Source organism: Flammeovirgaceae bacterium SG7u.111 (genome assembly GCA_034044135.1).
Classification (GTDB): domain Bacteria; phylum Bacteroidota; class Bacteroidia; order Cytophagales; family Flammeovirgaceae.
Window position 1 is genome coordinate 431,469 of record CP139021.1, and the last position, 20,996, is coordinate 452,464.

A 20,996-nucleotide genomic window follows, 5' to 3' on the forward strand; every position below is an offset into this window, starting at 1 on the left:
AGTCATGTTTGGTCAGCTACTTCTTTTGGCAAAGATATCAAAGAAATATTCAGAAATCTGTATCCCTTTCCTTTCTGCCAAAATTATCAGAATTCTATTCTTCACTTTTGGATAAATGGCGTAATATTGAGAAAAAACCAACGATTTTATCTCGATGTCTAAAGAACTGTCCATTATCGAAGCCAAGTACGAAGCCCAAAAACTTGCTTTTGGTCCTATCTATTTTCAAGCGGTTATTACTATGAGGGAATTGGGAATCATGGAGCTGATAAGTAAAAAAAGAAAGGGGATTACGCCTGAGGAAATTACAAAAGTGCTGGATGTGAGCCTATATGGCGTGGAGGTGCTTATAGAAGCTGCGGCAAATGCTGGGGTGGTAGAGGTTTTGGAAAATGGTGCAGTTATTTTGACAAAAGTTGGCGTGATGCTCAATTCTGATGAGCTTACCAAAGTCAATCTCAATTTTGTGAACGACGTTTGCTACGATGCGGCAAAGTTTACTACAGAATCGATTAAAAAAGGAAAGCCAGAGGGCTTGAAAGTATTTGGCGAATGGCCTACGGTGTACGAAGGTTTGAGCCAGTTGCCTCCCAAAGTACAAAAATCTTGGTTTGAGTTTGACCATTTCTACTCTGATGGAGCATTTGGGACTGCTCTCAAAATTGTTTTCAAAGAGAAGCCAAAGCTCTTGTTCGACCTTGGTGGAAATACGGGAAAATGGGCGATGGAATGTTGCGCTTTTGACGAAGGTGTGAATATAAAAATATTGGACTTGGCAGGGCAGCTGAATGTAGCGAAGGAAAATATTAAAAAACGAGGTTTTGAAAACAGGATTTCCTTCCACCAAATAAACTTGCTCGATACTTCACAGCAAGTTCCAGCAGGTGCAGACGCTGTTTGGATGAGCCAGTTTTTAGATTGCTTTTCCGAAGAGGAAATCGTCGCCATCCTTCAAAATGTTCATGCTGCCATCGATGAAAATGCCTATGTATATATTTTAGAGCCGTTTATCAACAACCAAGATTACCCAGCGGCGGCTTATTCGCTTACGGGAACTTCCCTGTATTTTACCTCCGTAGCCAATGGTAACAGCAAAATGTACACGGAAGAGCGCATGCTGGAATTGACCGAAAAAGCAGGATTAAAATTGGTAGAATCTTATCCGCTAATAGGGCATAGCTATCATACAATTCTCAAATTACAAAAAGCATAGAAAGCTTTTTTTACACAGCTTCAATAGCCTTTTTTCGAGTAAAATGGATGATAAGGTAAGATAGCGCAGTTGTAACAATTCCTGCTAAGAAAGAGAAAGCGATGCTGCCAAAAAGGTATTGTTTCAGGTTGAGGTAGATGCTGTCCAAGTCTAAGCTTTTGTTCAAATCAAACTCCTGAACCAAGTGCTCGGGCATAAAAAAAGCACCCATCCTGAAGCTGATGTAAATGAGCAGAGGAATCATGGGCGGGATGGAAATATGCGCTGCCAAAATGAAAATGGCCTTGTTGAGCTTGAGTAAGTGAGCAAGGGAAATCCCTACTATTAGTTGGTAGCCCCAAATGGGGAAAATACCCATAAACACCCCAAATCCGATAGAAAGAGCTTTGATGTGGGTAGGCTCTTCTTGGTCAAGCAAGTTCTTCTTAAGAAAATTCTTTATTTTTTTTTTTGTAAGGTTTTTCAATAACCTTTTGGGCAAGTAATACAGCAAAGTGAGTGTGACCAAGTAAGTATTCAGCACGCTAATACGCGAAAAATCTTGGAAGGGGCGGAAATGCGTCACCCGTTCTTCGGGCGGGTCGTAGTGGATTTGGATGGGAATGTTCACTACATCAATATCTTTCCACGCAGCTTTTACAATTACCTCTACTTCAAACTCGAAGCGGTTGGTGAAATACTTGATTTTTTCCATCGCCTGTACGGGATAAAGCCGAAAGCCCGATTGGGTGTCGGTGAGTTTTATTCCCGTTTCCACCCAAAACCAGAAGTTGGAAAAATTATTCCCAAAATTGCTCTTTCCAGGCACATTCGTTTCGCTCATGTTTCGAGCTCCTATCACCAAAGAATTTGGATTCTCTTTTATCTGCTCCAAAAAAAGTGGGATATCGGATGCGAAATGTTGCCCATCGCTATCCATTGAAACTACATAGTCGAAACCGTGGGAAAGCGCCCATTTGAAAGAAGTGCGGAGGGCTTTTCCCTTTCCTTGGTTTTTGGGAAAGTTGATACAGTGTATTTGCCCATCAAAGGACTGGAGGATCTCTGAGGTGGAATCGGTAGAGCCATCGTTTACCACTAGTAAATCGGAAGTGTAGGGGAGGACATCTTTGATGATTTTCCCAATTTTATGCTCATTATTGTAGGTGGGGATTACCACGCAGCACTTCAATTCCTTTGTTATTTCCCCCCAATTTGTCTCCTCCATAATTATAGAAGCTATTTGAATTGTTTTTTTCGTAAAGAAAATGAGTTGTTTTGTTCTTGAACGAGGCATTTTTGAGAAGAATAGCAGAGCTATTTGCCGAAAAAATAACGAAGTTCTGGGGCAGAATAGCCATTTGAATAGAAACTAAAATAGTTCAAATAGCTTCTGAAAATATTCCGCTAAACTTAATGCAAACTTCGCCGCTTTCCAGTTTTCCAATAGCTTTTACCACCTTGTTTTTTCCATCCTCCTTCACTTGGAGCGAGAAGTTCAAAAGTTTGCTTTTTGTAGGGTCAACTACTGATAAAAACTTAATGTTTTGAGCTTTGTCTAAACGGAAGTTTTGTCCGTAGTTTTTACCTAAAAGCTCTCCAACCATCTCTACTTGGCATGCACCTGGCAACACGGGGTTTTCGGGGAAATGCCCTTCAAAAATGCTGTGCTCGGCATTTATTGCTAGCTCCGCCTCAATACTGCCCTCTTCGGCATTCCAAGTTTTTATTTGGTACAAATCGTCCAATAGCATTTAGTTTCTATTTAAAATTTGTCAGCTTCAAGCGAAGCCCAGCTATTTTATGTTCTACTACAATAGTTTTGGGAATCGCACTTGCTTCGTAAGTATAATCGACCATTACTTTGTCTACTCCTGTGCTTTTTCTTTCGGCTTTTAGAATTCTATTGCGTGTCTCATCTAGCCAAAAGCGGTGAGTTTCCTTGCCCTTTACTTTCGCTAAATGCATTTCCTCTTTTTTTCTTTTTTTGTAAATAACTTCGCCATTGTAGTACCTATTTGCCATAAGTAGCAGCCTAAAGTCATTTTCCAATTGGGTTAAAAATACATCTTTTTGAAGCTGTTCCAAAAGCTTAATCGCTTCCATTTTCTCTTCGGTGAGCCTGAAAGCCATCACCGTAGGCCCCAGTTCGCTCATGAAGCGGATATGGATGCCTTTTTGGTCGGGTTTTACCACCACAAGCCCACTGAAATGGTAGTCTTTAAAATCGACAGTAGTCCTAAAAATAACCCCTTTCGAAGCTTCGTCCAAAAAGCTTTTTGGTAATACTTTGTGGGTGTTTACCTGCTTGCTTGTAGAGCAGCTGGCGCAAAAAAGAAGCAGGCTAATGAAGAATAAACGAGGAGTCATCAATCGGTTTGTTCAGTTTTCTGTTGTGAAAATTGAGGCTTGTATAGTCGCCCGTAGGCTCAATTAGTTTGATGCTTACAACACCAAAATCTGCTTTATCAAAGTAAATTTCAATAGAATTGATGATTTCCTTCATCTGGCTGTTGGTGCTGTTTAGCTTTGCCATGTAGTTTGCCGCTGATTCAAAATACGAAATATCAAACCGCTCGCTATCGAGGATATTTCCCTGCACACTATTGACAATAATGTTGTTGATTTCCTTAAAGGTTTTGCTCGATTCAAGATCAAACGTATTGGTTTTTTCCTCGTCTTTGATGAACATTTTTTGTTGGTTTAGTACGATCATGTACTCAAATGGCTCGCTGTATTCCCACCTCAGTTTATCAGGAGCTTTGAATTTGATTTTCCCTTTGGAAGTCAATGCACTCGACAGGATTTCCATGTGCTTCACCTGCTCAAAATCTGCTTGAATGCTGCTGGTTTCTTTGGAAAGCTTGGTAATACCGGTTTTCAGCACCTCAGGGTTTTGCATAGGCTTTAGTGTTTCATCTTGCGCATGAAGTGCGAAAGAGAAAGAAAAGATCAGCAGTAAAAGCGTAAGTTTATTCATAAGGTTTAGATCAAATTTAAAGCCTAGGCTATGAAAACTGCCTTAGTGTTTAATGGAAACTAATTCATCAAGCCCTACACAAGTATAGCCTTTTTTGGTAGCGATGGTCAATATTTCTTCCAACAACCAATCGCTTTTTTCTACGTGGTCGTGAAATAGAAGAATCGCTCCTGGGCTGATTTTGGACTTGATTTGTTTTACCAATTTCTCATCCTTTTTCCTCAACGTATCGAGCGAGCGAATGTTCCAACCGATGGCTTTATGCCCCGTTTTTTTCAAAGCTTTAGCAATTGGCGGGTTGGTTACGCCATAGGGTGGGCGGAAAAATACAGGTTTTTCCCCTGTGATTTTCTCGATCGCTTCATCCGTATGGCTGATTTCTTTGATCATTCGTTTCTTCCCAAAAAAATCAATGAAAAAGTGATGGGAAAAGGAGTGGTTTCCAATCGTATGTCCCTGCTCGTGTATCGATTTTACAATTTCAGGATGCTTTTCCACATTTTTTCCTATACAAAAGAAGGTAGCCTTAGCCTTATGCTTTTGGAGAATTTCGAGCAGCTTTGGCGTATTTTCACAAGGCCCATCGTCAAACGTGATGGCTATTTTTTTTTCAAGTGTGTTTACTCTCGTTGTTGCATCTAAGAAATAATTGCATTGCATGTTGGCTGCGCCGAAGCCAATATCAGCCATAAAAACAATCACTAAGATGAGATAAGCCCAAAAAGGGGTAAAGAAGTAAAAGTCGCTAAGGGCAAGAGCCGCAAGCAATACAAAAAACATGGGCTTTGTATGAGAATATTTTAGCATTTTTTCAGTAGGATCAGGGAATGATACTTATTGTTAAAGTTGTTGTAGATCAACAAGTTGTCAATCTTGCTTGGGCCATCCCCCAAAATAAGTGTTTTTTGGAAAACCTGTTGGTTCTTCACCATATTTGCCCCAAGGTTTAACCCCAAGGCACTGGCGGTAAAATATTCCCCACTGATATTTTTAAAACTGACAAGGGCTATTTCTCCAAAAAGTTCTTCACTAAGCTTTTTATCAGCCCCTGTTACTACAGCATCAAGCCCAGAAGGCGTTATTTCTGCTTTTTCTAGGCTTGAGCTTATCCAAGCTTTTACTTCTTCGTCACTTTCAGGGTTATAAAGTGTTTCGAATGCACTTATTTGTGCATAAGAACTGGCAGAAGCTTGGTTTGAAAGTATAAAAAACGCCGAGCCTTCTCCCCAAAAAGGAGCTTTGGCAGAAGCTGGGGTGCATGCTAATTTGTTTAAAATACTCAAGCTCGTTGGGATAATTTCGTCCAAACCGCCTACGAGAACTTGTGCGTTTGCCTCCGAAGTTTTCGCAATCGCATCTTCTAAAGCATTTTCAAATGAGTGTCCTCGCTGTGAATAAGTGAAAGCGTAGGAATGAGATTTTAACAAAAGGGAAACCTGCCCTGCAATGGTGTTGTGGGTAGATTGGATGAACGGAGTAGGAGAGAGCAGCCCACCATCGTTTGTCGAAAAGGCATCCAAGAATTTTTCGGTATCGGCTAGGCAGCCAAGCCCTGTTCCCACCAAAATGGCACTCGGGTCTTCCACCTCTGCTTCTTCCAAGCTTTTGAGCGAGGTAGCTACGCCCATCTTTATGATCCTCGACATCCTTCTTAGCAAGCGGGCATTGATCACTTCCTTGTAGGTTGGTTCAAGGCATTTGAAGTACTCATTTTCTGGGGAAACCCATTCCGAGAGGTATTGATTACCATCAAAAGTTGCTTGTGAAGAAATGGCGGAAGTTCCGTTTATAAATACGTTCATGGCGCTAGCTTATTAGGCTTTTGAAAAAAGTAAAGAAGAGCAATTTCCCCCAAACCCAAAAGAGTTGGAAAGCACATGTTTGATGCCTGCTTTTTTCTGTATTTGTTGAAGCGGAGGAGCAGACAATACTTCCATTGGTTGAGTAATTTTTTGGTTGGCAAAAGCAATTCCTTGGCTGATTGCCAACACGCTAAAAACGGCTTCTATTCCTCCGGCAGCGCCCAACGTATGCCCCGTAAAAGATTTGGTGGAGCTATAAGGTGGAAGTGTATCTCCAAAGATATTTTTGATGGCGATGCTTTCGGAAAGGTCGTTGTTTTCCGTGCCGGTTCCATGCGCATTGATGTAGGAAATATCCTCAGCAGAAATTCCTGCCATATCAAGCGCATGCCGAATAGCAAGGGTTGCCCCTGTGCCTTCGGGCGAAGATGCTGTTTGGTGATAGGCATCGCTGGCGTTGGCATATCCTGCCACTTCTGCCAAAATGGTTGCCCCTCGTTTCAAAGCAGAGTTTTCAGATTCTAACACTAAAAAAGCAGCTCCTTCGCCTAGGTTCAAGCCTTTTCGCTGCTCGTCAAAGGGCTTGCACCGTTCTTTGTCCAAGATCATGAGGGAGTTGAACCCGTGGAAAGTGAAGTAAGAAAGGGCATCGGTTCCTCCTGCCAAAGCTCCGTCAACCTTACCTTGTTTGATCAAGTCGGCGGCAAAGGCGATGGAATTAGCCGAAGAGGAACAAGCAGTGCTGATGGTGGAAATATGTTTTTTTATCCCCAATGTGTCGGCTATTAGTTCTGCACTGAATCCGCAGTCATGCGTACCGAAAGCAGCTTGGAAATCAATAGATTCTCCTTTGGCAAATTGGCTGTAATGGATTTCGGAAACATCCATACCTCCTACGCTCGTTCCATTGACCAACCCAAAGTTGCCAAGCATTTCTGAGTTGAGCGAAGCGGATTTTAGTGCCTCGGAGGCTGCTTTAAGCCCAAGAAGTGCTGTTCTTGAATTATGGTGTTGAGAAGAAAGAAGTGTTGCCGCAAGTTGCTCATTGCTGGCTTTCACTTCACCAAAAAGGAATTCGGAAGGCAATCCTTCGACTAAGCGAGCCGAATGCCCAATTCCCGTTTTTTGGTTGGAAAGCGCAGCAAGGTTCTCTTGGGTATCTAGCCCAAGAGCCGAAATGATGCCGATGCCTGTGACAACTATCTTTTCTGCCATTATTTATTTCTCTGCGTGTTGTTCAATAAACTCGCTGATGGTTTTTACCGAATAAAAAACCTTTTTTCCTTCTTCGGCACTGGCTATTTTTATTCCATAGCCTCTTTCCAAAAGCACGATCAGTTCCAAGGCATCGATGGAATCGAGTCCAAGTCCTCCGCCAAATAGCTGCTCATCGTCTTTGATGTCTTCTACGCTCACATCTTCCAGATTGAGCTGTTCTATAATCTCCCCTTTTAGTTTTTCTATAAGTGCTGACATAGCTTGTAAAGTGTTAAAAATTCAAATTTAGTAAAAAAGTAGTGTTTGCTGTTTATTCGGTAGCCCTTTCCACCAACTGCAACTCTGCATGGTAGTCTTTCTCTGTGTAATCCACTTTTCCGGTGATGCAGGCTTGGTAGCCTTCGTCCTCAAAAAGAGCTTGGATGTACTTATCGATAAACTCGGGATCGTCGGAAGGCAAAAAGCAAGTGCCTTCCCCCGTGATGCCGTGGCGGATGCAAAGTTCGCCAATCATGATATTGGGCAGGGTATAAACAAATACCGAAGGGCTTGGGAAGTAATTTTCTTTGTCTTTTATCGAGTTGAAATGCTTGGTGTCGGAAACCAGCGAAGAATGCTGATTTTGTAGAATAATGGCAATTTTTTCAGGAGCATAAGTTGAGAGGGAATGTTGTTTTAGCAAAAATTCCGTCCCGATAAAACATAATTTGCACAGCCCATCCATTTTGAAAAATTTAGGGTAAGCCAGCTCCAATTGCTGGTAGCAAGCTTTCATGTACTTGCCGAAAGTTTCAAATTCGTTAGCCACCACCATTTTATCTTGGTGAAATGCTCCCTCAGCCGTAATGCTGCTTTTGCTTGTGGTGATCAGTTTCATGCTTTTTTGAAAATTACAGCTGCATTTCCCCCGCCAAAACCAGAGGCGGTCTTTAATATATATTCTATTCCTCCTTTGGGAAGGTTTTCTTCTAATATGTTGATGCTTTTCGAAACCCCCATTTCCTCAAATCCTTTGTTTTGAAGTAAAATCCCACTATTTAGCTGGCGAATAGCCAAAGAGGATTCCAGTACGCCTGCTGCGCCAAGTGTATGGCCAAAGTAGCCTTTCAAGCTGTTGAGTGGTGCTTTTTCCAAGCCAAGGCTGCTGAAGGCTATGGCTTCCATCTCATCATTATAAGGCGTGGCAGTTCCGTGGGCATTGATGTAGCCAATTTTTTCAGGAGTGATTTCCGCCTGTTCCATCGCTTTGCTCACAGCTATTTTCAGCCCTTTTCCTTCCCTCGAAGGGCCTGAAATATGGTTTGCATCGTTTGCCTGTCCACCTCCTACTAATTCGCCTAGGGTATTTTTATCTTTGCACAAACTTTTGTCTTTGCTCAACAGAATGCCCGTTACGGCTTCGCCCAAATTAATTCCATCTCGATTTTTATCGTAGGGAGCGCAAAAGCTGCTGCTCAGCGCCATGAACGACTGAAAACCAGCATAGACAAAATGGCTGAATGAATCGCCACCCAATACAAGTGCATGGTCGTAATGACCTTTTTTAATCATTTTTTGCCCAATCAAAAGTCCTGAAATTCCCGAGATACAGGCGTTGGAAACTACCATGGGACTATTGGGGAAATCAAAATACTGGCTGACAGCTTTTGCCATTTCAGGCATGAACAATCTTTTTTTTGGGATATGCGGATTTTCCTCTCCAAGTAATTCAATATTTCCTTTGGTGGAAGAAATGACCAACAGCAAGCGTGAAAAGTCGGATAGCAGTGTTTCTTCCAGTATTTTTTTAGTAGCGAGAATGAAGCAAAGCTCCAGTGAGGTGTAGGATTTTAATTCTTCTGAAGTGAAAAAAGGTTGAACGAGGTTGTTGGGGAAAGTAGCTGCAAAAACTGATTTTTCTTCGGGAATAGCAGGGATATTTTGCTGTTGGATAGCTGTACAGCCATTTTCCAACTGGTGCAAGTTCTCCTCAGCTCCTAGCCCCAGTGGGCTTATGATATAATCTGCTACTGAATAAATCTTCACTTTTTTGCTATTGGGTTAATCATTCAACTTTAAGCTTTTTTGTTGTTGGGTTTAATATTTAATCCCATTTTTTATTACCCTTTAGTTGCTTGTTTCTAGTTACTAGTTTTCAAAAAACGCTTCTTTTAGAATAAATTTGTATCAATGGTTTTAAGATGCAAGTATGTCAATTCTGCTGTACTGACTTTATTAAATATGATAACCAGCAACTCGAAACCAGCAACCACTAATTTAATCCATGCTTCTTTTTCCATTCCTCAAAAAATGGGGGAATGGTGAGATGGAGCTGTTTGTCTTCGGTGAGGAAAACCTGCTCGGAATATCCCGTAGCGTTGATTGCCCCCGTATCTTTGTTTTTTATAATATAGGTAAAAATAACCTTTGCCGCAGGGCTGTTTTGAAAAGTAGTTTCCACTACGATGTTGTCCTCGTACTGTACCGGAAGTTTATAATCACAAGTAACTTTTACTACGGGCATCAAAAAACCTTGAGCATACACTTGCATGTAGCTCAGCCCAAACTCTTTCCCAAAAGCCTCTCTCCCGGTTTCAAAATACTTTATGTAATGCCCGTGCCACACAATGCGCAGGCTATCCACTTCGTGAAATTGTACTTCTATCTTTTTCTCGCTCTTCAGCATAGTTGTTACCCTTTTTGTGTAAAAACTCTCAGCTCACAACGTGCCAAAAGCTCTTGTTTTTCGTCCCAAACCTTCCCTTCAAAAATCTTAAAATCCATCACTTCATTTACGAGGCTCACTTTGGTTGTAATGGTTTCTCCCACCAGTGGCAAGCGAGTTGTTTCCAATCCTTTTACCGAGGAAATAAAGCCAATGGGAATCTCTTGTCCATTTTTTTTGTAAGAATAACCTGCATAAAATGCTGCCGATTGAGCTATATTTTCAATAAGCCCACCTGCTTTTAGCGTTCCATTTTCCTCCAACACATGTCCTTCGGGCACTTCAAAAATAGTAGTGATGTTTTGCTCGTCCACTTCAGTTACGCCAGTTATCAATACAAAAGGCGGGCGCTGGGGTATATATTCGCTAATGTCAATGTCTAGCATGGGGAGTTTATCTTTTTCCACTTGGGGTATTTTCTTGAGCCCAAAAGTCATAGTAATTAAACCATTGTTCCGGGTATTGTTTTACTACTTCTTCCAAGCGAATTACATAATCGTCCATTATTTCGCTCACACTTTTCTCTGTATTTTCCAATGGAGTAGCGTAGAGTTGGTAATGGTCGGGAGTCTTTTTTACACAATAGACAAAAGAATAGGGTACTCGTAATTTTGCCGCCATGGTGAAAGGACCAATGGGAAAAAAAGCATCATTCCCAAAAAACTCCTTGCTTTGCGCCTTCGCCCCTTCTACAAACCTATCTCCATGAATACAGATTAGCTCGTTCCGTGCCAGTGCGCTATTGATGAGGAAAATGTGGCTCAAATCATTTTTGATAGGGATTACCTGCCATTTTTTTTCACCCATCACTTCGCCCAAAAGATCTTTTATTTTTTCATGCTCCGCTTCAAACATCACGATATTCACCTTGGTGTCTAGTCGTTTGAGGTAATGTCCTGCCACTTCCCAGTTTCCCACATGTGCGCTGATAAGAAATCCTCCTTTGTTGAGGTTTTTCATTTCTACCAAGTGTTCCTCACCTGTAAACGTGAAAGAGAAGGATGTTTCCACTCTAGAGATGAGGGCAATTTTATCGATAAGAATTTGCCCTAAAATGAAGTAATTTTTGAAAATGGAGAAAAAAGCCTTCAAAGGACTTGCCTTGTGGGCAGTTCTGAAGTAGCGGTAAATTGAAAGAGATGCCTTGGGAGCAAAAAAAATGTAGTAAAAAATAACAAATCTAAGAACGAAATATGCGGGCTTTATTCCAAGCGACTTTAGTATGAAAATGAAGATTTTATAGCCTAAAAGCCCGCCTCTCGTTTTACCTTTCCATTTAGGCATTCTGATTACTTTTCACCCTGTTTATGATATAAACATAGAAGTCGTCGAAGGTAATGATGCCTGTGAAATCTTCAGGCTTTACCTTGAAACCAAAGTTGTTTTCTATCTCTACTACCAAATCTACATAGTCTAAACTATCAAGATCAAGTGTGGTTTTTAGATCGGCTTCTGGGCTGATTTTTTCCTCATCTACCTCAAACTCGTCTACTATAAACCCGTTTATTTTTTCTATTATTTCTTCGTTGCTCATCTTAAAAAGTATGCTTAAATTTTCCGAACAATTAACGTTGAATTTGTTCCTCCAAACCCAAAACTATTAGAAAGGAACGTATCAATCCGCTTTTCGATTGTTTTCTGGGGCAAATTTAACCCTTTTATCTTTTCATCAGGATTTTCGAGATTTAAATTTTGGGCTATGAAATCGTTTTGCATCATCAAAATAGAATACACAATTTCACTAGCACCTGCCATCCACATCTCATGGCCTGTCATTGACTTGGTGGAACTTACCTCAGGTTTGTAGTCGCCAAATACACTGTCGATAGCCATGCCTTCTACCACATCTCCTATAGGTGTAGAGGTTGCATGTGCATTAATATAGTCGATTTCACTGGTTTTTACCCCACTCAGTCTCAAAGCCATTTCGAGTGATCTGGATGCGCCAGAAATGTTAGGTGATGAAATATGTTCTCCATTTGAAGAAAAACCATAACCTAATATTTCCGCCAAAATAGGTGCGCCTCTTCGCTGTGCCGATTCTAGACTTTCGATGATCACCGTGGCTGCTCCTCCGCTTGGGATAAGGCCATCTCTGTCTCTATCAAAAGGCCTAGATGCTTTTGTAGGCTCGCCTTCCCTTATGGAAAATGTGCCCAAGCCATCAAAGCTACCCATCGACTCGAAGTTTACTTCTTGGGCTCCTCCACAAACAATCATATCTTGGTAGCCATTTTTAATCAGCATATAGGCATTCCCTATGGCGTGTGAGCCGCTTGCACAAGCTGCGCTAATGGTGTAATTGACTCCTTTGAGCTTAAAAATGGTAGAAAGGTTCATGGTCACGGTCGAGTTCATCGACTGGAAAATAGAACCGCTGCCTATGAGTGTAGTGTCATGTTTTTTGCGCAAGGTATCCACCGCATCTATGGCGGGTTTTGCCGAGCTGTCGTTGCCAAAAATGATTCCTACTTCGTTTTCATCAAGGTACTCTTGCGAAATATTGGCATTTCCAAGTGCTTCTACGGTGGACAGGTAGGCAAATTCACCTTGTTGGGGCAAGCCCACTCTGGCCCTGCGGCTTATTTTCCCTTTGAGACTTGCCTCAGGTAAAATAGCTGTAAGAGCAGATCTGAAACCAAGTTCCTTTCTTATTGGGTCTATTCCGATGCCCGATTTTCCTTCGTACAATGATTTTTTTACCTCTTCGAGATTGGTGCCAATACTCGAATAGATTCCTAATCCGGTGATTACTACCCTGTGTTGCATAATAGTTTGTAGTTGTATATAAAGGGCAACGCCTTATCTTGTTAATAGTATTATAACCCTCCGCTTATGGTTATCACTTCTCCTGTGATATATGCAGAATTTTCGGAAGCCAAGAAGCTGACCAATGATGCAACTTCTTCGGGAGCACCAAATCGCTTGAGAGGAATAATCGACTTATGTTCTTTCTCGTCAATATCTTGGGTCATATCAGTTTTTATGAAGCCGGGGGCAACTGCATTTACAGTGATTTTCCTTCTCCCCACTTCTTGTGCGAGTGCTTTGGTAGCACCTATTACGGCTGCCTTTGAAGCAGAATAGTTGGTTTGCCCTGGTAAGCCTTTTATCCCCGAAAGGGAAACTATATTGATGATCCTACCCCATTTTTTGGACACCATGGTGGGCAAAACGGCTTTGGTTACATTATAGAATCCACCCAAACTGATGTTCAATACTTCATCCCAATCCTTGTCTTCCATCCAGATAAATAAATTATCTTTTCTGATTCCTGCATTGTTTACCAACACAGCTATTTGCTTATCAGGATTTGCCTCTACCCAGCCAGAAATTGCTTGGGAGCACTCAGCCCTTTCGGAAACATTGAAAGGAAGCAACTCGGCAACAACTCCATTTGCTTCTACTTCAGCTTTGGTTTCTAAGGCTGCGGCTTCATTGCTGTTGTAGTTTATCAGGATGTTATAACCGCTTTTCGCTAAGTCGATGCAAACTGCTCGGCCTATTCCTCTTGACCCTCCTGTCACTAAAGCATACTTCATGGATAGTTCAGTTTTTGTGTTTATATATGATAATGATTGGATTAATTCAATATAAGTTCTATGGGTTGTGTTCAAATAGATGTGCTTTAACACGCCCCAAATCCTTGTAAATAGGGTAATCTTTTTCAAATTTAGGAACAATCTTCCTCAAGTTGAAATATACCTTTTTTAATTGTTCTGAAAGCCCATCTACCTTATTTAAATGGTCTATTGCCTGCACAATAGTGATGAGTTCGATAGCCAACACCTCAAAGGTGTTATCGACTACTTTTTTAGTTATTAGCGCCGCATTTGTTCCCATACTTACAATGTCTTGGTTGTCATTGTTGTTAGGGATAGAGTGGACATACATAGGGTTTGAAAGAGTCTGGTTTTCTGCTGTGGTTGAAGTAGCTGTAAACTGCATGCCTTGGATCCCAAAGTTTAAACCTAGGATGCCTAGGTTTACAAAGGGTGGAAGCAAATTGTTTAAATTTGGGTTCAAAAGATAGTTTAATTGCCTTTCGGCCAGCATAGAAAGTTTGGTGATGGCAATTTTGAGTTTATCCATTTCAAAGGAAACATAATCCCCATGGAAGTTCCCTCCGTGCAGCACGTTCTGGTTTTCCACATCAACTATAGGGTTATCATTTGCCGAATTGACTTCTTCGAAAAGTAAATGCATGCACTCATCCACTGTTTCTAAGATAGTGCCCACTATCTGGGGTACGCACCTGATAGAGTAATATTCCTGCACTTTATCATCTATCACACCTTGGAGGTCATTACTGTTCCCGTAAAGGTGTTGGTCACGCTTTCTTATATGTTTGCTACCTGCCACATTGCTGCGAATCATGGCTGCTACTTCCTGCTGCCCACGGTGCTTTTTCGATTGGTTGAGCTCTTTGGAGAAATAATCGTCGTAAGCGCCAACAATTTCGCAGATCATGGAAGATGCCGTCACTGACCATTTGATAAGCCTTTGGGCATGAACAGTATTCACGATTCCTATGCCCGTCATCACGCTGGTACCGTTCATGATCGCCAGCCCTTCCCTTATTTTTATTTGGATAGGCTGAATATCCAATTTCTTGAAAACCTCACATGTTTTCTGCCTTTCTCCTTGGTAAAAAACTTCTCCTTCGCCTATTAGAACCAGACCTAAGTGGGCAAGCTGTACTAAATCACCGCTTGCCCCAACTCCACCGTGCTCAAAAATAAGAGGTGTGATATCGTGGTTGATGAGTTTTTGGAGGACATCAATTACGGAACGGTGAACGCCAGAATAGCCAAGTGCTAAGGTATTGAGTCTAGCCAACATCGATGATTTGACATAGATAGGGTCGAGCGGCTTGCCCATCCCCGATGAGTGACTTTTGATCAGGTTCACTTGAAGGTCGTAACGGTCACTGTCGTTTATTTTGTAAGGAGCCATGGGACCAAAGCCCGTATTTACACCGTATATCACCTTGTTTTCGATGAATTTAGATAAAAACGCATGACTCTTATCCACTCGGTCAAATACATTATCGGCAATATTCAGGGGAGCTCCCTCGAACACAACTGATATATAATCTTCCAGCTTCAAATCTTCTCTGCCAAATTCTTTCATAATAGACCGCAAAAGGGGTAAGAATGTGTAATGGATAAAAATTAAGCTCTAAAATTCATAATTTATTTTTTATCCAGTATCATTAAATATAAAAAAGCTTTTTATATAGCTTAATTTACCCTTTTAATTCTGGGATCTTCCAAAATTAAATCGCTGGCTTTCAATATAATCGAAAGCCAGCGATTTAATTAAGTGTTTTGCAGAAGTCTTGATATTATTTCCGCATTGATTTCAATGCTTTTTTATAGTCTTTTTCGCTTACTTTAATCGTTCTTCCTATAGCTCCTGCCCAATAGTTTCTTAATCCAAAACCACCAGGTGCTTCTGTGTATTTTTTGCTGTGAAGAATCTCGCCAGTAGCCAAGTCAAAGAATACAAGATAAATACTACTGGCTTCCTCAGTTTTGTTAAAAGACTCAATTACATAGATGAGCCCTGTACCATCGCCTTCTCCTATTCCTTTGTATTTGCTTACTATTTCCTCCAGCTCACCACTTGAAAAACTATAGTCTTCTTCTGTAACTAGCTCAGAAGCATCTACGGTAGCATTTTGTTCGGTTGCAACAGATAAATCATTGACGACTTTGTCCTTCTTATATGCCTCCCCAAAATTATATTTGCTGGCTTCGTTTACTATCAATTTATTCCATTTGTCAAAATAGTTGTCTGTGATGTCGTCAGGGTCGCTGAAGCCTTCAGAACCGATCATTTTGGCTTTAGAAAAGTCAAGGCCTCCCCAAGTAATAGAGCGGGCAGTCAAAACCTGAACGTTCGTTTGAGCGATGGTTTGAGATGCAAAAAGCAATGTACAAGCAAGAAATGCAATCTTTTTCATTTTAAAATGTAGTTAGGTTAAACTAATAGTTACAGTTAATGATGTTGGTTATTCAATCAAATTATAAAGGATTTGCATTAGTGCAAATTGGAGCTCATATTTTTTTCTTTTTTACCTTAAGTCAGCAAATTTTATAGGCTTACGAAGGCTTTCTTTGAAAATGAGTTTGTTTAGTTCGGAAGGCTGAAGTTGGACTATTTCGGGCGTAACCCTCAAAAGTGCAGCAAGTTGCTCCTTCAGTTCTTGTATTTTATTTTCCTCACTTAGGTTAATGTTCAATACAATTTTATCGTTGCCTACCTCGTCTGCCAGAAGCTGAACTTGATAGAGGCTTAGCCAGCTAAACCCGTCCAAAATATCGAAAATGGCGGGGGGGTAAATAGTCGTTCCTTTGAACTTGATCATTTGGTTTTTCCTGCCCACAATAGGTCCAAGGCGCAAAGTATTTCTCCCACAGCTACATTTGTCGGTATATTTAATGCAAATATCCCCAGTTTTGAACCTGAGCAAGGGAAAGGCCTCGAGCCCCAGCGGAGTGATTACCAATTCGCCTGCTTCTCCATTTCCAACTTCGTTCCCTTCTTCATCCACCACTTCGGCTACGATGAGGTCGGGCTGGAGGTGAGCGCCTTGCCCTGCTTCGCACTCGGTGAAAGCGGTTGCCATTTCCGTAGAGGCGTAGGTAGAAAACAGTTCAATGTCCCATTCTTCTTTGATTCTTTTGCCCAAGATGTTCAGATCCAACTGGCTGTTTCGGAGCGGTTCGCCTATGCAAATCGCTTTTTTCACTGCCGAATTTTTGTAGTCTATTCCATTTGCCTTGGCGTAGTCAACCATTCTTACCAAAAAAGAGGGGACAACGATCAGTGCAGTAGGCTTGAGCGACATGATATTTTGCCATTGCAAAGGAATTGCCCCTGAGCCTACCCGGATGATGCCTGCACCCAATTCTCTGACGCCTAAGAAATACGCTAACCCAGCCATAAATTGCTTGTTCATGGTGGTGGTGAGTTGGTAAATATCGTCTGGTGTTCCTCCCGTGCAGACTAGCGAGCGCATTTCGTTGTAAGCTAATCTTTGTAGGTCACCTTCTGTTTGGGGGATAACCACAGGTTTTCCCTGCGTGCCCGAGGTAGTGGAATAATCGACTATTTGCCGAGGGCTTGCGCAGATGAATTCATCGTGAAACTCTTGTAAATCATCTTTTTGGGTAAAAGGGATTTTTTTCAGATCCTCGGTAGTACGGATGCTTTTCGGGTCGAGGTTATTGGTCTTAAAAAGGTGTTGGTAAAATGCTGAATGTTCCAGCACATACTGTATTTGCTCGCCCAAGGCTTCATTCTGAAAGCGGGCTATTTCTTGTTCTGTTTGTTTTTCTAGCGATGTATGCGTTCTCATACTTCTTTTTCTATCGTTACCATCGCCACAGCATGGCAGCTGCAGTGGGAAATGGATAAGTGAATGGTTAGGTTTTCAAAAATGGGTAAAGTGGGCACGGTAAATTCGGGCTTGCCCTGCTCGTTGTTGGTTACTTCCACTTGGCTAGGTTCTACTTGGAAATAATAGGCTTCGCCCAAGGCTTTTACCAGTGCCTCTTTGGCGGCAAACCTTCCCGCAAAATGCTCATGTGGTCGGGCTTTTTCTTGGCAATAAGCAATTTCCTTTTCGGAAAAAACCTTTTCCACAAAGCCCTTTTTCTTTATAGATTTTTCTATACGAGCTGTTTCTACTATGTCAACTCCTATTCCCAAAATCATTTTTCCAACTGTTTAGTACATTCCAAAACGCCTTCTTCCATGTGTGCTTTTTCAGCGTTTCGAGCAATCTCTTTGGTAAGTCCTTTTTCAAGTAAATCCTTTGCTTTCGCAAATTGCTCTTTTTCCAAATAATAATCACCTAAGTAAAGGTAAGGAAGGTAGCTATTTGGGTTAGACGCTACGTAATGTTCGGCTTCGCTTTCACTAATCTCATCTGGTACACCTGCATGCAAAATTGTTCGTATTCGCTCTGTAGTCTGGGCAAAAAAGCGGTATTCTTCGTAGGCTTTTGTTCCCAAAAAGGCATCGGGCTGGATGCTTAGGGAGTCGTTGTGCAATTCGTGGGGGAGGTTTGTTTCTCTAGCTTGGGCAAATATACTATCGAGGTCGTAGCAAATCATTTTTCCAAGCTGGTAAGGTGGTGCGGAAACCCATGCTTTTCGCTCGTGAGGAGAGAAAATTACCGCATGGTGGGCGATGAGCTGGTTGACAGCTTTTTCATTTCCCAGCCCGATATCTTTTCCGCCTAAGCCGTCTTTATCTCTCAAAATACCGGCAGCTTTTTCGGGCGTCAAGGTATCGACTTTAGCTAGTAATTCTTCCACTCTTTTGTACCTGTACTGAGAAACTCCCTCTTCCAAATACTCTAAGTTTTGTTCGTTATTTTTTAGCTCTTTGCTTTGGAAATGGTTGGTGACCACGGTTTGTTGGTTGGGGCTTACATAGATTGCTGTAGCGTCGGGCGATTTTTCTATCACCGCTACTTTGTTGTCCTTGGCAGAGCTGATCAGGTAGGTTTCCGCCACAAAAGATTCATAGGAAGAAGCAATTTCATAGGCTTCGTCTATGGTGGAAGCGTATTGCAAAATGTGCCTTGCAATGATGGAAACAGGTGTTTTTGCCTTTGCCAGAATCCTTGTTTTGGCAGAGTTGAGCGTAACGGTGAGCCCGTGCTCGTTCATTCCCGAAACTACTCCGCTGAAATCTGCCCAAGTAACGGACATGAATTTGTAGCCCTCTTGAGGAGCTACGAAAGCGACAATTTTATCTTTAGCAAAGTCATCTCCAAAGTAGAAGTCGAAATTTCGTCCGACAATGATTTGGGGTTCATTTTTGCTGTTTTTTCCAACGGTAGCAAAAGAAGTGCAGCCCACCAAGTTCATGTTTTGGAGGGCATGACCAAGGTCGTGGGCAGCGTGGTAGTTGAGTGAGCGATGAAATTTTGGAGCGATGTAATCGAACTCATCGGACATGAACTGAGCCGATCCATATATTTCTTTAAGGTACTCTTCGGGAATGTACTTTTCCAAGTCGCGGTTGAACCAGCCTACAAAGTATTTTAAGAAGGAAATGTAGTTAGGGGAAGGAACCCTGTTGTTTATTTCCGCTACAAAAGCCGCTTCTTTTTGTTGGTGAAGTTGTTGGGTGAGCGCACCAAAAGCCAGCCCTCGCTCAAAGGGTTCACCTTCGAGGTACATTTCCCACAAGCCACTCTCATTTTTTTTGAGCCAGTTCTGTTTGTACCTGTTCAGCGTATCGGATTTAAAGGAAAGGGTTACTGTTTCCTTTAAAGATAAATCGACATTGGGAGCAGGAGTATTTACTTCATAGAAATAAACAACCGTGAGGAGAACAAGCGAGATGACAAATATTAAAAGGAGTTTATGTCTTTTTTTCATAAAGTGCTGGTGTTAAACTTTAAACCCCTCCTGATGCAACACCAGAAGGGGTTTAAAACAGTTGCTGCGAAGGCAAAGATACTGTTTAATGGGTAATGGTCAATATGCTTTTATTATGCCTCAGCTTTCCCTTTGCTTATGGTCACTGGGGTGTTTCTTTTGGCAGCTTCAGTTCTTATTTTGTCGAGGAAATAATCCTTTTTGGCAAAGCCAGCTTCTTGTTTTTCCCAACCAGAGTAAAAGTTGAAATTTACAGGCTCACCACTAGTGGTTTTCATGGTGATGTAGAAAGTTTGGGTAATTCCTTCGCCTTCTTCAGGAGTTTGGCCATTTTCACCAAAAGTGCTTTGGGGCACCATCACCGCCATTCCTAAGTTCTCCCCGTCAAATGCTTGGGCATCGTGTGTAGCTATAGAAACAAAACCAGGGGCATGTTCTTCAAAATGCATTTCTTCGCTATGAAGATTTACAATACCTGTTACCAGCTCAGCTTCACCTTCCATTCCTGTTACCGTTACCTTGCTTTCGTAGCAATATTGCCCAGCCCAAATAGAGATTTCTTCTTGGAGGTCATACATATTTTCGCCCACTGGCCAGTTTTTATAATCGAGTACAAAAATGGAGCGTACCGGACCTTCAATAATAGTTTTGAACTCTGCATCGGAGCAACCAGATAGGCGGTACAATTTATCGCCTTCTTTTATGGCCAAAGCACCTGCTCCAAGTGAATTGCCTACTTTTAGAATGTCCATTCCCCAATATTGCAATTCATGGTAGGTAGTATCAACTCCGGCTACATCAAGCGCTATTTCAGCTGTTTGCTTGCCAAAAATATCTTTCCCGTTTCTTGGATCAAAATACATCCTAAAAGCTACAAGGTCATTTTCCCAACCTGGTCCTTCCATTTGGTAATAAATAGTTTCAGCACCTTTAAAATGATCTTTTGGTCTGATTTCATGCTGTACTTCTTCCAAAGTTTTGTCCTCGCTATTTAATGGTCTTTTTGCAAAGCGGATGTTAGAGCGAACAGGGTAAGAAGGTAGCTCTTCTGGTTTTGCGTAGTCAACAGTGATGTCAATTTTCCTGTTTGCGGCAATTTCTACTACAAAAGCAAGTTCGTCCCAAGTGCCATCTCCATCGAGGTCATCGGCTTGGCTTGGAATATCTTTGCCAGCCTCGGTAAGCTTGGGCACAGTACCCGCTGGTATTTCACCAATGAGGCTTACTACTTTTTCGCGGCTGAGCAAGATAGGTTCGGCGCTGCGAACTAGGTCAGTATCGTTGCTAATTGTTAAAATATTGGCTGTAGGGGCTTTTCCTGATGATTCTTTTTTAGCCCCAGAGCAGCTTGCCACGGCAAAGGCAAAAAGCAAAAAGGTCAGTTTTGTAGGAAATAAATTTTTTTTCATTTTTCGGATTTCATTAAAATGTGAATAGTGATTAGAGCGATGAATATGGAGATATTGGGCACAATAGTGTACCAACATCCTTCATTTACTTGTGTAAAGACTCTCTTGTTTTTACTATAAAAAATCAAGCAATGCTAATGAACTGACTGATATACGCTTCGGCTATGATATGACTTACTCCTGTCCATTCTATTATTTTGGCTATGGCCTCCATTTTCCTGCCTTGGAAGACGAGGAGTTTTATTTCTTCCTCTTGTTCGGGGTGTAGTTGGATATTATCGTGCATG

Annotated in this window: 24 protein-coding genes; 1 reads left to right on the forward strand and 23 read right to left on the reverse strand. The window is 41.6% G+C overall.

Annotation, left to right across the window (positions count from 1 at the left end):
* Positions 1-154: 154 nt before the first annotated feature.
* On the forward strand, positions 155-1,213 hold the full coding sequence (locus R9C00_01680; protein ID WPO36152.1) for a methyltransferase: 1,059 nt from the start codon (positions 155-157) through the stop codon (positions 1,211-1,213).
* A 10-nt stretch (positions 1,214-1,223) separates the two neighbouring features.
* Here R9C00_01680 and R9C00_01685 read toward each other — a convergent pair whose 3' ends face one another.
* From R9C00_01685 to R9C00_01795, 23 genes are all read right to left on the reverse strand, one after another.
* Positions 1,224-2,420: a DUF2062 domain-containing protein gene (locus R9C00_01685; GenBank protein ID WPO36153.1), complete on the reverse strand. Its 1,197-nt coding sequence runs from the start codon at positions 2,418-2,420 to the stop codon at positions 1,224-1,226.
* A gap of 154 nt (positions 2,421-2,574) precedes the next feature.
* Positions 2,575-2,946, reverse strand: coding sequence for a hydroxymyristoyl-ACP dehydratase (locus tag R9C00_01690; GenBank protein WPO36154.1), 372 nt, complete (start codon positions 2,944-2,946; stop codon positions 2,575-2,577).
* 7 nt (positions 2,947-2,953) lie between these two features.
* The gene (locus tag R9C00_01695) at positions 2,954-3,562 is read right to left on the reverse strand and encodes a hypothetical protein (protein ID WPO36155.1); all 609 of its coding nucleotides are present in this window, start codon (positions 3,560-3,562) and stop codon (positions 2,954-2,956) included.
* The gene (locus R9C00_01700) at positions 3,537-4,172 is read right to left on the reverse strand and encodes an outer membrane lipoprotein carrier protein LolA (GenBank protein ID WPO36156.1); all 636 of its coding nucleotides are present in this window, start codon (positions 4,170-4,172) and stop codon (positions 3,537-3,539) included. The genes R9C00_01695 and R9C00_01700 overlap by 26 nt, the downstream gene beginning before the upstream one ends.
* Before the next feature lie 42 nt (positions 4,173-4,214).
* Positions 4,215-4,979 carry a polysaccharide deacetylase family protein gene (locus R9C00_01705; GenBank protein ID WPO36157.1) on the reverse strand — a complete coding sequence of 255 codons (765 nt, stop codon included), beginning with the start codon at positions 4,977-4,979 and terminating at the stop codon, positions 4,215-4,217.
* The gene (locus R9C00_01710) at positions 4,973-5,974 is read right to left on the reverse strand and encodes a beta-ketoacyl synthase chain length factor (protein WPO36158.1); all 1,002 of its coding nucleotides are present in this window, start codon (positions 5,972-5,974) and stop codon (positions 4,973-4,975) included. Before R9C00_01710 ends, R9C00_01705 begins: the two co-directional genes overlap by 7 nt.
* Before the next feature lie 12 nt (positions 5,975-5,986).
* Entirely contained in the window at positions 5,987-7,189 is a 1,203-nt protein-coding gene (locus R9C00_01715; protein ID WPO36159.1) for a beta-ketoacyl-[acyl-carrier-protein] synthase family protein, read from the reverse strand.
* Positions 7,190-7,192: 3 nt separating this feature from the next.
* Positions 7,193-7,450, reverse strand: coding sequence for a phosphopantetheine-binding protein (locus tag R9C00_01720; GenBank protein WPO36160.1), 258 nt, complete (start codon positions 7,448-7,450; stop codon positions 7,193-7,195).
* A gap of 52 nt (positions 7,451-7,502) precedes the next feature.
* Positions 7,503-8,069 (reverse strand): hypothetical protein, encoded by a 567-nt coding sequence (locus R9C00_01725; protein WPO36161.1) that lies wholly within the window; start codon positions 8,067-8,069, stop codon positions 7,503-7,505.
* The gene (locus R9C00_01730) at positions 8,066-9,217 is read right to left on the reverse strand and encodes a beta-ketoacyl synthase N-terminal-like domain-containing protein (GenBank protein ID WPO36162.1); all 1,152 of its coding nucleotides are present in this window, start codon (positions 9,215-9,217) and stop codon (positions 8,066-8,068) included. The genes R9C00_01725 and R9C00_01730 overlap by 4 nt, the downstream gene beginning before the upstream one ends.
* A gap of 226 nt (positions 9,218-9,443) precedes the next feature.
* The gene (locus tag R9C00_01735; GenBank protein WPO36163.1) at positions 9,444-9,857 is read right to left on the reverse strand and encodes an acyl-CoA thioesterase; all 414 of its coding nucleotides are present in this window, start codon (positions 9,855-9,857) and stop codon (positions 9,444-9,446) included.
* A gap of 5 nt (positions 9,858-9,862) precedes the next feature.
* Positions 9,863-10,303, reverse strand: coding sequence for a hypothetical protein (locus R9C00_01740; GenBank protein ID WPO36164.1), 441 nt, complete (start codon positions 10,301-10,303; stop codon positions 9,863-9,865).
* Entirely contained in the window at positions 10,290-11,180 is an 891-nt protein-coding gene (locus R9C00_01745) for a lipid A biosynthesis acyltransferase (protein WPO36165.1), read from the reverse strand. The genes R9C00_01740 and R9C00_01745 overlap by 14 nt, the downstream gene beginning before the upstream one ends.
* Positions 11,173-11,430 carry an acyl carrier protein gene (locus R9C00_01750; GenBank protein WPO36166.1) on the reverse strand — a complete coding sequence of 86 codons (258 nt, stop codon included), beginning with the start codon at positions 11,428-11,430 and terminating at the stop codon, positions 11,173-11,175. Before R9C00_01750 ends, R9C00_01745 begins: the two co-directional genes overlap by 8 nt.
* A 14-nt stretch (positions 11,431-11,444) precedes the next feature.
* The gene (locus R9C00_01755) at positions 11,445-12,665 is read right to left on the reverse strand and encodes a beta-ketoacyl-[acyl-carrier-protein] synthase family protein (GenBank protein WPO36167.1); all 1,221 of its coding nucleotides are present in this window, start codon (positions 12,663-12,665) and stop codon (positions 11,445-11,447) included.
* Between the two features lie 50 nt (positions 12,666-12,715).
* Positions 12,716-13,438, reverse strand: a complete 723-nt coding sequence (gene fabG / locus R9C00_01760; GenBank protein WPO36168.1) for a 3-oxoacyl-ACP reductase FabG — start codon at positions 13,436-13,438, stop codon at positions 12,716-12,718.
* Positions 13,439-13,496: 58 nt separating this feature from the next.
* On the reverse strand, positions 13,497-15,029 hold the full coding sequence (locus tag R9C00_01765; GenBank protein ID WPO36169.1) for an aromatic amino acid ammonia-lyase: 1,533 nt from the start codon (positions 15,027-15,029) through the stop codon (positions 13,497-13,499).
* A gap of 214 nt (positions 15,030-15,243) precedes the next feature.
* Complete coding sequence (locus R9C00_01770) at positions 15,244-15,864, reverse strand: hypothetical protein (GenBank protein WPO36170.1); 621 nt, start codon at positions 15,862-15,864, stop codon at positions 15,244-15,246.
* Positions 15,865-15,975: 111 nt separating this feature from the next.
* On the reverse strand, positions 15,976-17,262 hold the full coding sequence (locus R9C00_01775; protein ID WPO36171.1) for an AMP-binding protein: 1,287 nt from the start codon (positions 17,260-17,262) through the stop codon (positions 15,976-15,978).
* The gene (acpS, locus tag R9C00_01780; GenBank protein WPO36172.1) at positions 17,259-17,621 is read right to left on the reverse strand and encodes a holo-ACP synthase; all 363 of its coding nucleotides are present in this window, start codon (positions 17,619-17,621) and stop codon (positions 17,259-17,261) included. Before acpS ends, R9C00_01775 begins: the two co-directional genes overlap by 4 nt.
* Positions 17,618-19,300: a C45 family peptidase gene (locus R9C00_01785; GenBank protein ID WPO36173.1), complete on the reverse strand. Its 1,683-nt coding sequence runs from the start codon at positions 19,298-19,300 to the stop codon at positions 17,618-17,620. The genes acpS and R9C00_01785 overlap by 4 nt, the downstream gene beginning before the upstream one ends.
* Positions 19,301-19,413: 113 nt before the next feature.
* Positions 19,414-20,709 (reverse strand): DUF4861 domain-containing protein, encoded by a 1,296-nt coding sequence (locus R9C00_01790; GenBank protein ID WPO36174.1) that lies wholly within the window; start codon positions 20,707-20,709, stop codon positions 19,414-19,416.
* A gap of 124 nt (positions 20,710-20,833) precedes the next feature.
* A complete protein-coding gene (locus R9C00_01795) occupies positions 20,834-20,995 on the reverse strand; it encodes a hypothetical protein (GenBank protein WPO36175.1) in 162 nt (53 codons plus the stop codon).
* Between the last annotated feature and the right edge of the window lies 1 nt (position 20,996).

Coding starts and splice junctions, on each gene's coding strand:
- R9C00_01685 (WPO36153.1), bottom strand. CDS start 2,420: ATGGAGGAGACAAATTGGGGGGAAATAACAAAGGAATTGAAGTGCTGC.
- R9C00_01680 (WPO36152.1), top strand. CDS start 155: ATGTCTAAAGAACTGTCCATTATCGAAGCCAAGTACGAAGCCCAAAAA.
- R9C00_01690 (WPO36154.1), bottom strand. CDS start 2,946: ATGCTATTGGACGATTTGTACCAAATAAAAACTTGGAATGCCGAAGAG.
- R9C00_01725 (WPO36161.1), bottom strand. CDS start 8,069: ATGAAACTGATCACCACAAGCAAAAGCAGCATTACGGCTGAGGGAGCA.
- R9C00_01705 (WPO36157.1), bottom strand. CDS start 4,979: ATGCTAAAATATTCTCATACAAAGCCCATGTTTTTTGTATTGCTTGCG.
- fabG (WPO36168.1), bottom strand. CDS start 13,438: ATGAAGTATGCTTTAGTGACAGGAGGGTCAAGAGGAATAGGCCGAGCA.
- R9C00_01715 (WPO36159.1), bottom strand. CDS start 7,189: ATGGCAGAAAAGATAGTTGTCACAGGCATCGGCATCATTTCGGCTCTT.
- R9C00_01795 (WPO36175.1), bottom strand. CDS start 20,995: ATGCACGATAATATCCAACTACACCCCGAACAAGAGGAAGAAATAAAA.
- acpS (WPO36172.1), bottom strand. CDS start 17,621: ATGATTTTGGGAATAGGAGTTGACATAGTAGAAACAGCTCGTATAGAA.
- R9C00_01735 (WPO36163.1), bottom strand. CDS start 9,857: ATGCTGAAGAGCGAGAAAAAGATAGAAGTACAATTTCACGAAGTGGAT.
- R9C00_01745 (WPO36165.1), bottom strand. CDS start 11,180: ATGCCTAAATGGAAAGGTAAAACGAGAGGCGGGCTTTTAGGCTATAAA.
- R9C00_01775 (WPO36171.1), bottom strand. CDS start 17,262: ATGAGAACGCATACATCGCTAGAAAAACAAACAGAACAAGAAATAGCC.
- R9C00_01765 (WPO36169.1), bottom strand. CDS start 15,029: ATGAAAGAATTTGGCAGAGAAGATTTGAAGCTGGAAGATTATATATCA.
- R9C00_01695 (WPO36155.1), bottom strand. CDS start 3,562: ATGACTCCTCGTTTATTCTTCATTAGCCTGCTTCTTTTTTGCGCCAGC.
- R9C00_01770 (WPO36170.1), bottom strand. CDS start 15,864: ATGAAAAAGATTGCATTTCTTGCTTGTACATTGCTTTTTGCATCTCAA.
- R9C00_01785 (WPO36173.1), bottom strand. CDS start 19,300: ATGAAAAAAAGACATAAACTCCTTTTAATATTTGTCATCTCGCTTGTT.
- R9C00_01720 (WPO36160.1), bottom strand. CDS start 7,450: ATGTCAGCACTTATAGAAAAACTAAAAGGGGAGATTATAGAACAGCTC.
- R9C00_01710 (WPO36158.1), bottom strand. CDS start 5,974: ATGAACGTATTTATAAACGGAACTTCCGCCATTTCTTCACAAGCAACT.
- R9C00_01700 (WPO36156.1), bottom strand. CDS start 4,172: ATGAATAAACTTACGCTTTTACTGCTGATCTTTTCTTTCTCTTTCGCA.
- R9C00_01790 (WPO36174.1), bottom strand. CDS start 20,709: ATGAAAAAAAATTTATTTCCTACAAAACTGACCTTTTTGCTTTTTGCC.
- R9C00_01750 (WPO36166.1), bottom strand. CDS start 11,430: ATGAGCAACGAAGAAATAATAGAAAAAATAAACGGGTTTATAGTAGAC.
- R9C00_01755 (WPO36167.1), bottom strand. CDS start 12,665: ATGCAACACAGGGTAGTAATCACCGGATTAGGAATCTATTCGAGTATT.